The sequence below is a fragment of the Streptomyces sp. NPDC002958 genome (assembly GCF_055563255.1).
In genome coordinates, this window is the sequence record NZ_JBVHDS010000007.1 from 149,833 (window position 1) to 161,785 (window position 11,953).

Genomic DNA, 11,953 nt, shown 5'->3' on the forward strand with positions numbered 1-11,953 from the left:
CCATTACGATCTGTTTACTCAGAGTTGAGAAATTCCGCCGCTGCATGCCGTGACCCACGGCCGCGTCCCCCCACGTTCCGCGACCGCGCCGCCCCGGAGGAAACGGAAACATGTCTGCTTGCGTCCCCACTCGTCATGACCACACATCCCGCAGTAGGCGCCCACTCCGCGCCTCGGGAATCAAGCGACCGCACAGCCCGCCGCCGCGCGGCGGACGCTTCCGCATCGCGGGGGCCGACCTGTCCGCATCGATCACGGTCTTCCTGCTCGCCGTCCCCATGTCGCTCGGCCTCGCCGTCGCCATGGACGCCCCGCTGGAAGCCGGCCTCATCTCCGCCGCGATCGGCGGCATCGTCGCCGGACTGCTCGGCGGCACCCCCCTCCAAGTCAGCGGCCCGTCCGCCGGGCTGACCGTGGTCACAGCCGAGTTGATCCAGATCTACGGCTGGCGCACCACCTGCGCGATCACCATCGGCGCCGGACTTCTGCAAATCCTGCTGGGCTCGCTGCGGGCGGCGCGCAGCGCCCTGGCCGTCAGCCCCGCCATCGTGCACGGCACCCTCGCCGGAATCGGCATGGCCATCGCGCTCGCCCAACTGCACATCGTGCTCGGCGGCTCACCACAGAGTTCCGCCGTCGCCAACGCACGTGCTCTCCCCGACCAATTGGGGCAGCTGAGTCCGGCCGCCCCGCTGATCGGCGCGCTGACCATCATGGTCCTGGTCCTGTGGCCGCGGATTCCAGGGCGGATCGGCCGGGTGGTGCGGCGGATTCCGGCCGCCCTCGCCGCGGTGGTGACCGCGACGGCGGTGGCTGCGATCGCTGCGCCCGGGATCACCCGGGTCGATCTGCCGTCCTGGAGCTCGCACGCCCTGCCGGAGATGCCGCGCGGCCCCGTGCTCGCCCTGGCCACCGCTGTGTTCACAGTGATGCTGGTGGCGAGTCTGGAGTCACTGCTCGCCGCGGTCGCCGTGGACAAGCTGTCGGCCGACCGCGCCGGCGAGCAAGCTCCCGCCCGGCCCACCCCGGCTGCCCCACCACCCGTCAGACGCCCCGATCTCGATCGTGAACTGCGCGCCCAGGGCATCGCCAACGCCCTGTCCGGGTTGGTGGGCGGCCTGGCGGTGTCCGGCGGCGCGGTGCGCAGTTCGGCGAATGTGCGGGCGGGGGCGACGGGCCGCGCCTCGACCGTGCTGCACGGCGTCTGGGTGGCGCTCGCCGCCGGACTGCTGGTCACCGCCCTGGAGTGGATCCCGTTGGCCGCGCTCGCCGCGCTGGTCATGATGGTCGGTATCCAGATGGTGAGTTTCGCTCACATCCGCAATGTCCATAGGCACCGGGAATTCCTGGTGTACGGGGCAACGATCACCGGCGTGATCCTCTTCGGTGTGCTCAACGGCGTGGCGATCGGCATCGCGGTGGCGGTCACCCTCGCCCTGCATCGGCTTGCCCGGACCAGGATCACCGTGACCGATCAGGGCGGACAGCATCTGGTCGTCGTACGGGGCCAGCTGACGTTCCTCGCGGTGCCTCGGCTGAGCCGGACGCTCGGCCAGCTGCCCCAGGGCGGGGATGCCGTCGTCGAGCTGGACGGCTTCTTCATGGACCATGCGGCGTACGAGACGATCCAGGACTGGAGCATTGCCCAGACGGCCCACGGCGGCCGGGTCGTCTTCACCGGCAGGTCCGGCGGCCGAATCGCCGAGCCCTCCTCGGCGGCGCACTCCTGTTGCCGCCCCTGGACTCCATGGCGCAACCATCACTGCCACGACCGGCCCGAGCAGACACCCGAGACCCGCCACAGACTCGGCACCCCCTTCAGCCACGCCCGCATCGGCACGGCCCCCGCCCCGGGCTCCGACACAAGTCCGGCCCCCCGCTACGGCCCCGGTCCTGGCTCCCACACCGGCCCCAGTGAGGACAGCACCTCCGGCCCGGCCGGCTCGCCCACCGCCACCCAGCGCCGGACCGGCGGCAACCGCCTGGTCAGCGGCCTGAGTTCGTTCCAGCGCAACACCGCTCCGCTGGTGCGCGAGGAGCTGGCCCGGCTGGCCCGCGAGGGTCAACGCCCCTCCCAGCTCTTCATCACCTGCGCCGACTCCCGCCTGGTCACGAGCATGATCACGGCGAGCGGCCCGGGCGACCTGTTCACCGTGCGGAACATCGGCAATCTGGTGCCCCCGCCGGACGCCGAGTCGGGTGACGACTCGGTGGGCGCCGCGATCGAGTACGCGGTGGATGTGCTGAAGGTGGAGTCCATCACCGTCTGCGGGCACTCCGGCTGCGGCGCCATGCAGGCTCTGCTCGGCGCCAAGCCGGACCCGGACACTCCGCTGACGTTCCTGTGGCGCTGGCTGAGACACGGGCTGCCGAGCCTGGAGCGGATGGCGTCCCGGCATCACGCCCGGGCCCGGATCTCCGGGCGGCTGCCCGCCGATGCACTGGAGCAGCTCTGCCTCACCAACGTGGTCCAGCAGTTGGACCATCTGCGGGCCCATGAATCGGTGGCGCGTCGGCTCGCCGAGGGCACGCTCCAATTGCACGGAATGTACTTCCATGTGGGCGAGGCGCAGGCCTATCTGCTGACCGAGGGCGCAAGCGTCGGCCTCGCGCTCGACGAGGTCTTCGACCGCGTGGACCCCGGCGACGCCCACGCCCCGGCCGATTCCTGCGCCTCCGGCGACGCCGACACCCCCGGCCCTGCTGCCGCGCCCACCACCGCCCCGGGCGATCCCTCCGGATCCGGCGAGTTGGAACGCACCGGCGCCTGAACCACATTCACCCCCGGTCCGTGAGACCTTGTGGTCCCGCCTCCGCACCGCTCCGTGTTGCTCTGCACCGCACAGCGTCGCACAGCACGCGGTGGCGGAACCGTGCCTCCATACACGAGACACAGGTCTAAACCAATCCCGGGCAGACACTTGTCACCCGGCCTTTGGCCTGATGAGCTATGCCCCGGGACACAACGGACACCCTGGGAATGGGAGATGTCGTGAGCAACGAAAGCCTGGCCAATCTGCTCAAGGAGGAGCGGCGGTTCGCACCGCCTGCCGATCTGGCCGCCGATGCCAACGTAAAAGCGGAGGCGTACGAGCAGGCCGAGGCGGACCGGCTGGGCTTCTGGGCCAAGCAGGCCCGTCGCCTGACCTGGGCCACGGAGCCGACCGAGACGCTCGACTGGAGCAACCCGCCCTTCGCGAAGTGGTTCGCGGACGGCAAGCTCAACGTCGCGTACAACTGCGTGGACCGCCACGTCGAGGCCGGCCATGGTGACCGGGTCGCCATCCACTTCGAGGGCGAGCCCGGCGACAGCCGCGCCATCACCTACGCCGACCTGAAGGACGAGGTCTCCCGTGCCGCGAACGCCCTCACCGAGCTCGGTGTCGGCAAGGGCGACCGGGTCGCCGTCTATCTGCCGATGATCCCCGAGGCCGCGATCGCGATGCTGGCCTGCGCCCGCATCGGCGCCGCGCACTCGGTGGTCTTCGGCGGTTTCTCCGCCGACGCCATCGCCGCCCGTATCCAGGACGCGGACGCCAAGGTCGTCATCACCGCCGACGGTGGCTACCGCCGCGGCAAGCCGTCCGCGCTCAAGCCTGCCGTGGACGACGCCATCTCCCGTACCGACACCGTCGAGCATGTCCTCGTGGTGCGGCGCACCGGCCAGGACACCGCGTGGACCGAGGGCCGCGACGTCTGGTGGCACGAGATCACCGGCCGGCAGTCCGCCGAGCACACCCCCGAGGCGTTCGAGGCCGAGCACCCGCTCTTCATCCTCTACACCTCCGGTACGACGGGTAAGCCGAAGGGCATCCTGCACACCTCCGGTGGCTACCTCACGCAGGCCGCGTACACCCACAACGCGGTCTTCGACCTCAAGCCGGAGACCGATGTCTTCTGGTGCACCGCCGACATCGGCTGGGTGACCGGCCACTCGTACATCGTCTACGGCCCCCTGGCCAACGGCGCGACGCAGGTCATGTACGAGGGCACGCCCGACTCCCCGCACCAGGGGCGTTTCTGGGAGATCGTGCAGAAGTACGGCGTCACGATCCTCTACACCGCGCCGACCGCGATCCGTACGTTCATGAAGTGGGGTGACGACATCCCCGCCAAGTTCGACCTGAGCAGTCTTCGGGTCCTCGGTTCGGTCGGTGAGCCGATCAACCCCGAGGCGTGGATGTGGTATCGCAAGCACATCGGCGCCGACAAGTGCCCGATCGTGGACACCTGGTGGCAGACCGAGACCGGCGCGATGATGATCGCGCCGCTGCCGGGCGTCACGGAGACCAAGCCGGGAAGCGCCCAGCGCGCCCTGCCCGGTATCGCCGCCACGGTCGTCGACGACGAGGCCAACGAGGTTCCGAACGGCGGGGGCGGCTATCTCGTCCTGACCGAGCCGTGGCCGTCGATGCTCCGCACCATCTGGGGCGACGACCAGCGCTTCATCGACACCTACTGGTCGCGCTTCGAGGGCAAGTACTTCGCGGGCGACGGCGCCAAGAAGGACGAGGACGGCGACATCTGGCTGCTCGGCCGGGTCGACGACGTGATGCTCGTGTCCGGGCACAACATCTCGACCACCGAGGTCGAGTCGGCGCTGGTGTCGCACCCGTCGGTCGCTGAAGCCGCCGTGGTCGGCGCCGCCGACGAGACGACCGGCCAGGCCATCGTCGCGTTCGTGATACTGCGCGGTACGGCTGTCGCCTCCGACAAGCTCGTCGCGGAGCTGCGCAACCACGTCGGCGCCACGCTCGGCCCGATCGCCAAGCCGAAGCGAATCCTGCCGGTCGCCGAGCTGCCGAAGACCCGCTCCGGCAAGATCATGCGGCGTTTGCTGCGCGACGTGGCAGAGAACCGTGAGCTGGGCGATGTCACGACGCTCACCGACTCCTCGGTGATGGACCTCATCCAGACCCAGCTGCCGTCCTCCTCCGAGGACTGAGCACAGCGAGTACGTCCCCGAGGGGCATCCGGCAACGCGCCGGATGCCCCTCGGGGATTTAGGGTGAACATCACCGGATACAGCTCCGCGCACCCCGGGTACAGTGGCAGCCGCGTCAACAAGGCAATAAGAAATCTCCACAAGGTGTGCCGGGAAGTCTGGTCGGCAAGTGCATCAGCCATGCCATCGCTGCCGTACCGCCCCGGAGGTCCCCACTCGTGGCCGCGCCCGCCCCCACGCCCCCTTCCTCCCGCCGCACCTTTCTCGGGCGGCTGCCGCTCCCTGAGCGGAACTACCTCGCGGACGCCCTGCGCACCGAGACCGTCGGCGGAGTCATCCTGCTGGTCGCCGCGATAGCCGCCCTGGTGTGGGCGAACACCTTCGGCTCCAGTTACACGGCCGTCAGCGACTTCCACTTCGGTCCCGAGTCGCTGGGCCTCAACCTCTCCGTGGAGCACTGGGCGGCGGACGGGCTGCTCGCGATCTTCTTCTTCGTCGCGGGCGTCGAACTCAAGCGGGAACTGGTCGCGGGCGAACTGCGCGACCCCAAGGCGGCCGCCCTCCCGGTCATCGCCGCGCTGTGCGGAATGGCGGCTCCGGCCATCGTCTACACGCTCGTGGCCGTGAGCGGCGGGGGCTCCACGGACGGCTGGGCCGTCCCCACCGCCACCGACATCGCCTTCGCACTCGCCGTCCTCGCGGTCATCGGCACCTCGCTGCCGAACGCGCTGCGCGCCTTCCTGCTGACCCTCGCCGTCGTCGACGACCTCTTCGCGATCCTGATCATCGCGGTCTTCTTCACCGAGAAGATCAACTTCATGGCGCTGATCGGCGCCTTCATCGGCCTCGCCGTCTTCTATCTGCTGCTGCGCAGGAATGTGCGCGGCTGGTACGTCTACGTACCGCTCGCCCTGGTCATCTGGGGCCTGATGTACAACAGCGGCATCCACGCCACCATCGCCGGTGTTGCCATGGGCCTGATGCTCCGCTGCACCCGGCGCGACGGCGAGACCCAGTCCCCCGGCGAGCACATCGAGCACCTGATCCGCCCGCTGTCGGCCGGTATCGCCGTGCCGCTGTTCGCCCTCTTCTCGGCCGGTGTCCCCCTCTCCGCCGACGCGCTGGCGGACGTTTTCACCCGGCCCGAGACGCTCGGCGTCGTCCTGGGGCTCGTCGTCGGCAAGACCGTAGGCATCTTCGGCGGTGCGTGGCTGGCCACCCGCTTCACAAAGGCGGAGCTGAACAAGGACCTGGCCTGGGCGGATGTCTTCGCGGTCGCCTCGCTCGCCGGGATCGGCTTCACCGTCTCGCTGCTCATCGGTGAGCTGGCCTTCGTCGGCGACGAGGAGATGATCAACGAGATCAAGGCCTCCGTGCTGCTCGGCTCCCTGACAGCCGCCGTACTCGCCGGTGTACTGCTCAAAGTCCGGGTACGCAGATACCGGACGCTGTACGAGGCCGAGGAGCTCGACGAGGACGAGGACGGCGTGCCCGACGTCTACGAGCAGGACGACCCGGAGTACCACCTGCGGATGGCCGCGATCTACGAGAAAAGGGCGGCCGACCACCGCCGCCTTGCCCAACAGGCGGGGGCAGCGAGCAGCAAGCCGGACAGTCCGGCATGATCTGACACCAGATGTGTTGAGCAGGAGAGCAGGAGAGGGAGTCAGGGATGAGCGACCCCGGCAACAACGCGGGCAGTGCCGACCGCAGTCTCGGGCAGCTGGTTGCCGCGGCGACGGCCGAGATGTCCGCACTGGTGCACGACGAGATCGCCCTGGCCAAGGCCGAGGTGCGACAGGACGTCAAGCGCGGCGTCACCGGGAGCGTGGCGTTCGTCGTCGCAGGCGTGCTGATTCTGTTCGCGATCCCGGTGCTTAGCTTCGCGGCGGCGTACGGAATCCACAACCTGGGGCTCGGACTCGCGTGGTCGTTCCTGATCGTGGGCGCTGCCTTCATCGTGCTGGGGGCGTTGCTCGCGCTGTTCGCCATCGCCAAGTTCAAGAAGGTGAAGCCGCCGGAGAAGTCCATCGCTTCGGCCAAGCAGACGGCGGCCGTGCTTCAGGGCGCCAAGCCGCACCCGCGGCCCGCCGTCACGGCGGGGGCGAGCCGTCCGGCCGCCGTGGGCAGCACGCTGGCGGACAAGGCCCTGGAAAAGTCTCCGGTCCAGGACAAGGCGTCCGCTGTGGCACGCTCGTCCACATGACGGTCCCCGATTTCAGCGCATCCGGTCCAGTTGGTCCAGTAGGCCCGGAAGGTCAGGTAGGCCCTGCCGGCCAGGCAGGGCCCACCGGCCCGGCGGGCCCGGGCGGCTCCTCGGAGTCGTCGGGTTCCCCGGGTTCCTCACGCCACTCAAGCGCCTCGGGCCCCTCAGACCCGCTGAGCTCACCTGGCTCTTCCGCTTCTTCCGCTTCCTCTGGTCCATCTGGTTCATCTGGTTCTCCCGATTCACCCGGTTCACCCGGCCCGGTCGGCGCCGGTGGGCCCGTGCGGCTCGACGGGCCATGGACCCACCGGGACGTGGCGGCCAACGGCGCCCGCTTCCACATCGCCGAGCTCGGCGAGGGGCCACTGGTGCTGCTGCTGCACGGCTTTCCGCAGTTCTGGTGGACCTGGCGCCGTCAGCTCACCGCACTGGCCGACGCCGGCTTCCGCGCCGTGGCGATGGATCTGCGCGGGGTCGGTGGCAGCGACCGTACGCCCCGGGGTTACGACCCCGCCAACCTGGCACTCGACGTCACCGGCGTGATCCGCTCGCTCGGCGAACCGGACGCGGCCCTGGTCGGTCATGACATGGGCGGCTACCTCGCCTGGACCGCCGCGGTGATGCGGCCGAAGCTGGTGCGCCGCCTCGTGGTCTCCTCGATGCCGCATCCGCGCCGCTGGCGTGCCTCAATGCTCTCCGACTTCGCGCAGTCCCGGGCGGGCTCGTACATCTGGGGATTTCAGCGCCCGTGGATGCCGGAACGTCAGCTCGTCACGGACGACGGGGCGTTGGTGGGTCGGCTGATCCGCGACTGGGCGGGCCCCCGGACCCCGGGCTTCCCCGACGACGCGGCGGTCGACGTCTACCGGCGCGCGATGTGCATCCCGTCGACGGCGCACTGCTCGATCGAGCCGTACCGCTGGATGGTCCGCTCCCTGGCCCGTCCGGACGGAATCCAGTTCAACCGGCGGATGAAGCGGCCGGTACGGGTACCCACACTGCATCTGCACGGTTCACTCGATCCGGCGATCCGTGCGCGGAGCGCGGCGGGGTCCGGCAAGTACGTCGAAGCGCCGTACCGTTGGCGACTTTTCGACGGTCTGGGGCACTTCCCCCACGAGGAGGATCCGGCCGGGTTCTCGGCCGAACTCATCAACTGGCTCAAGGACCCCGAGCCCGACCGGTAGCCATACGGGCACAGTTGTCCGACGAACAGCCAATTGCCCGGCGCATAGGCCAATTGGCTGACCGGTGGGCGGTTACCGACCATGAGGCACGGGCAGACGTCGGGGTATGGGCTGGACGCACGACTTCGGTGACACAGCACGCAACCGTCGCTCGACCGCCACAGCGGGTCCGAGCACTCATGAGGGGGGCGACCCCCAGGGCCAGGTGCACGATATGCATGTCCTGCATGATCCCCGGCTCGGTATTCCGCGCATTCTGCGCCGTCGGGCCCGCTGGGTCTCTGCGCGGCTGCGCCATCCACGCGGATGATGTCCGCCCCGGTCGGCCGGTGAACGCTCACCGGCCGGGCTGGACTTCCACGACTCTCCCGGCTGCGCGGCTCGATGCGCCCAGGGCCGGCCATGATCCGCCGGACAGACCCTGGGGCCTTTCGTCCTAGAGCGCACACGCCTGACTGTCGACCTGCTGGTTGGCCGAGCGGCCGCGCATGATGTCCTGGCGGATCTCGTCGGCCGTCAGCGCGTAGCCGGTGTCGGGGTCGTCGAGCGACTTCGCGAAAACGACCCCGTACACCTTGCCCTCGGGGGTCAGCAGCGGTCCGCCGGAGTTGCCCTGCCGGACGGTCGCGAAGAGCGAGTACACATCGCGGCGAACAGTGCCCCGGTGGTAGATGTCCGGCCCGTCGGCCGCGATACGGCCCCGGACGCGCGCGGCTCGTACGTCGTACGAGCCGTTCTCCGGGAAGCCCGCGACGATGGCGCTGTTCCCTGTCCGGGCGTCGTTGTCGGTGTCGGTGAACTTCAGCGGCTTCGCGTCGAGGTCCGGTACGTCGAGTACGGCGATGTCGCGCCGCCAGTCGTAGAGGACGACCTTCGCGTCGTAGAGCCGCCCCTGGCCGCCGACCTGGACGGTCGGCTCGTCGACGCCGCCGACGACATGGGCGTTGGTCATCACCCGGCGGTCGGAGAAGACGAAGCCGGTTCCTTCGAGGACCTTGCCGCAGCCCGGGGCCGTACCGACGACCTTGACGATGGACTCCTTGGCGCGGGCCGCGACGGGGCTTCCGACCAGCGTCGGATCCGGGGCCCGGACCTCGGTGATCGGCTCGTTGACGAAGGGGCTGAAGACCTGCGGGAAGCCGTTCTGCGCGAGAACCGAGGAGAAGTCCGTGAACCAGGTGGAGGCCTGGCTGGGCATCACCCGGGAGACGCCCAGCAGTACCGAGGAGCTACGGACCTCCTTGCCCAGTGTGGGCAGTGAGGTACCGGCCAGCGCGGAGCCGATGAGCCAGGCGACCAGCAGCATCGCCACCACATTGACCAGGGCGCCTCCGGTGGCGTCCAGGGCGCGCGCGGGCGACCACGTGATGTACCGGCGGAGCTTATTCCCCAGGTGTGTGGTGAATGCCTGCCCCACCGAGGCGCAGACGATCACGATGACGACGCCGACGACGGCTGCCGTCGATGAGACCTCGGAGCCGTTCGTCAGCTGGTCCCACAGGACCGGCAGCAGATAGACGGCGACGAGACCGCCGCCCAGGAACCCGATCACCGACAGGATGCCGACGACGAACCCCTGGCGATAGCCGATGACCGCGAACCACACGGCGCCGGCCAGCAGCAGGATGTCCAGCACGTTCACCGTCTATAGCCTCGCAGATTCGTCACCGGGCCCGTTTTTTCGGCTGGGTCCGGGCAGGGCCGGACAGTGCAGCACGGGAGTCAGCCTGTCATGCGCGCCAGTCGAGCGGCACCTGCTTGGTGGTGTCCCACGGGCGCTCCCAGCCCGCGAAGTGCAGAATCCGGTCGATCACTCCGGCCGTGAAACCCCAAACCAGGGCGGATTCGACCAGAAATGCCGGGCCTCGGTGGCCGCTCGGATGGACCGTGATCGCACGGTTGGCCGGGTCCGTGAGATCCGCCACGGGAACGGTGAAGACCCGGGCGGTCTCACCCGGATCGACGACGCCGACCGGGCTCGGCGACCGCCACCAGCCGAGGACCGGTGTCACGACAAAGCTGCTCACGGGGATGTAGAGCCGGGGCAGCACGCCGAAGAGCTGTACCCCGTGCGGATCGAGGCCGGTCTCCTCCTGGGCCTCCCGCAGAGCGGCCCTGAGCGGCCCTGTCGTCGACTGGTCGCCGTCCTCCGGGTCCAGGGCGCCGCCCGGGAAGGAAGGCTGCCCAGCGTGGGAACGCAGGCTTCCGGATCGCTCCATGAGGAGCAGCTCGGGGCCGCGCTCACCCTCTCCGAACAGTACGAGTACGGCGGACTGCCGCCCGGCGCCGCTCTCGGGCGGCAGGAAGCGGCTGAGCTGGTCCGGCTCTATGGTCTGCGCGGCGCGGGCCACGGGGGCGAGCCAGTCCGGCAGGCCTTCGGTCGTGACGGTGATCGCGCTGTCGTGACCAGAGCCTGCCGCGGTGGCGGCGGCTGCGACCGCCGCCGCGGGGCTTACCGCCGCCGGGTTGACCGCCGCAGGCGCGGCGGTCGCTTCCGCGCCCCGGTGATGGGTGCGCCGTTCGCACGCGCTCTCTTCTTGCGTGCTCTGTTCGTGCGTCTTCATAGGCACCCCTCGTCTCTCAACGCCTGTGGTCACGCATTTCGTTCCGGAGCGAACGCCGTACGTCAGTCGGCCCCCAGGGCCGGCGCGGCCTTGCCCGGGTAGTCCGGCGGCGGGCTCAGCCGCTGACCGGGCTGACCGCCCATCTCGTACTTCAGCAGCTTCCTGGCCTTCTCCGGGTCCGTCTCGCCCTCCCCGTACGCGGGGCAGAGCGGGGCGATCGGGCAGGCTCCGCAGGCGGGCTTGCGGGCATGGCAGATGCGGCGACCGTGGAAGATGACGCGGTGCGAGAGCATCGTCCACTCACTCCTGGGGAAGATCGCGGCGATCTCGGCCTCGATCTTCTCGGGGTCCTCCTGCTCCGTCCACTTCCAGCGGCGCACCAGGCGTCCGAAGTGGGTGTCGACCGTGATGCCCGGTACACCGAAGGCATTCCCGAGCACGACGTTGGCGGTCTTGCGGCCGACTCCCGGCAGTGTGACGAGATCGGCGAGGCGGCCCGGCACCTCACCCCCGAAATTGTCCCTGATCGCCACGGAGAGGCCTATCAGCGACTTGGCCTTGGCCCGGAAGAAGCCGGTCGGCCGAATGAGTTCTTCCATTTCCTCCGGGACGGCCGCGGCCATGTCCTCGGGGGTGGGGTAGGCGGCGAAGAGCGCGGGAGTGGTCTGGTTGACCCTCAGATCGGTGGTCCGGGCGGAAAGGACCGTGGCGACGAGGAGCTCGAAGGGGTTCTTGAAGTCCAGCTCGGGGTGGGCGTACGGGTAGAGCTCGGCGAGCTCACGGTTGATCCTGCGGGCACGGCGGACCATCGCCAGATGCGATTCCGGCTTTGCACCGGGTTGCGCACCGGGTCGCACGGTGCTCTTGGCGGTGGACTTCGCAGCGGACTTCGAGGCGGTTTTCGCGGTGGACTTCGCTGCCGTCCGTGCGCCGGGCTTCGCGCCGGACTTCGACGCGGGCTTCGAGGCGGGTTCCGCGGCCCGCTGGGGCTCGGTCTTCGTCGCGGACTTCGCTACGGCCGTCACTCCGGCCTCCGCCCGCCGGGCCTGCT

General features: G+C 69.6%; 9 protein-coding genes. 6 read left to right on the forward strand and 3 right to left on the reverse strand.

Going from position 1 to position 11,953, the window contains the following annotated elements:
- The first annotated feature begins 110 nt into the window (after positions 1-110).
- The 6 genes from ACZ3IC_RS15260 (at position 111) to ACZ3IC_RS15285 (ending at position 8,648) form a co-directional block, all read left to right on the forward strand.
- On the forward strand, positions 111-2,771 hold the full coding sequence (locus tag ACZ3IC_RS15260; RefSeq protein WP_467416334.1) for a bifunctional SulP family inorganic anion transporter/carbonic anhydrase: 2,661 nt from the start codon (positions 111-113) through the stop codon (positions 2,769-2,771).
- Between the two features lie 179 nt (positions 2,772-2,950).
- The gene (gene acs / locus ACZ3IC_RS15265; protein ID WP_467416335.1) at positions 2,951-4,945 is read left to right on the forward strand and encodes an acetate--CoA ligase; all 1,995 of its coding nucleotides are present in this window, start codon (positions 2,951-2,953) and stop codon (positions 4,943-4,945) included.
- Between the two features lie 218 nt (positions 4,946-5,163).
- On the forward strand, positions 5,164-6,570 hold the full coding sequence (nhaA, locus tag ACZ3IC_RS15270) for a Na+/H+ antiporter NhaA (RefSeq protein WP_467416338.1): 1,407 nt from the start codon (positions 5,164-5,166) through the stop codon (positions 6,568-6,570).
- Positions 6,571-6,617: 47 nt separating this feature from the next.
- The gene (locus ACZ3IC_RS15275; RefSeq protein WP_467416340.1) at positions 6,618-7,151 is read left to right on the forward strand and encodes a phage holin family protein; all 534 of its coding nucleotides are present in this window, start codon (positions 6,618-6,620) and stop codon (positions 7,149-7,151) included.
- Positions 7,148-8,338: an alpha/beta fold hydrolase gene (locus ACZ3IC_RS15280; RefSeq protein WP_467416343.1), complete on the forward strand. Its 1,191-nt coding sequence runs from the start codon at positions 7,148-7,150 to the stop codon at positions 8,336-8,338. Before ACZ3IC_RS15275 ends, ACZ3IC_RS15280 begins: the two co-directional genes overlap by 4 nt.
- Before the next feature lie 106 nt (positions 8,339-8,444).
- Positions 8,445-8,648: a hypothetical protein gene (locus tag ACZ3IC_RS15285; RefSeq protein WP_467416346.1), complete on the forward strand. Its 204-nt coding sequence runs from the start codon at positions 8,445-8,447 to the stop codon at positions 8,646-8,648.
- A gap of 126 nt (positions 8,649-8,774) precedes the next feature.
- On the opposite strand, the gene ACZ3IC_RS15290 is transcribed toward ACZ3IC_RS15285, so the two are convergent.
- The 3 genes from ACZ3IC_RS15290 to nth form a co-directional block, all read right to left on the reverse strand.
- Positions 8,775-9,980: a MarP family serine protease gene (locus tag ACZ3IC_RS15290; RefSeq protein ID WP_467416348.1), complete on the reverse strand. Its 1,206-nt coding sequence runs from the start codon at positions 9,978-9,980 to the stop codon at positions 8,775-8,777.
- Positions 9,981-10,068: 88 nt separating this feature from the next.
- Positions 10,069-10,902, reverse strand: a complete 834-nt coding sequence (locus tag ACZ3IC_RS15295) for an NUDIX hydrolase (RefSeq protein ID WP_467416349.1) — start codon at positions 10,900-10,902, stop codon at positions 10,069-10,071.
- A 62-nt stretch (positions 10,903-10,964) separates the two neighbouring features.
- Positions 10,965-11,927: an endonuclease III gene (nth, locus tag ACZ3IC_RS15300; RefSeq protein ID WP_467416352.1), complete on the reverse strand. Its 963-nt coding sequence runs from the start codon at positions 11,925-11,927 to the stop codon at positions 10,965-10,967.
- Between the last annotated feature and the right edge of the window lie 26 nt (positions 11,928-11,953).

What these genes read in the sequence shown, in the direction of transcription:
- ACZ3IC_RS15285 (WP_467416346.1), top strand. Translation starts at nt 8,445, where the DNA reads ATGGGCTGGACGCACGACTTCGGTGACACAGCACGCAACCGTCGCTCG.
- ACZ3IC_RS15275 (WP_467416340.1), top strand. Translation starts at nt 6,618, where the DNA reads ATGAGCGACCCCGGCAACAACGCGGGCAGTGCCGACCGCAGTCTCGGG.
- ACZ3IC_RS15295 (WP_467416349.1), bottom strand. Translation starts at nt 10,902, where the DNA reads ATGAAGACGCACGAACAGAGCACGCAAGAAGAGAGCGCGTGCGAACGG.
- ACZ3IC_RS15280 (WP_467416343.1), top strand. Translation starts at nt 7,148, where the DNA reads ATGACGGTCCCCGATTTCAGCGCATCCGGTCCAGTTGGTCCAGTAGGC.
- acs (WP_467416335.1), top strand. Translation starts at nt 2,951, where the DNA reads ATGCCCCGGGACACAACGGACACCCTGGGAATGGGAGATGTCGTGAGC.
- ACZ3IC_RS15260 (WP_467416334.1), top strand. Translation starts at nt 111, where the DNA reads ATGTCTGCTTGCGTCCCCACTCGTCATGACCACACATCCCGCAGTAGG.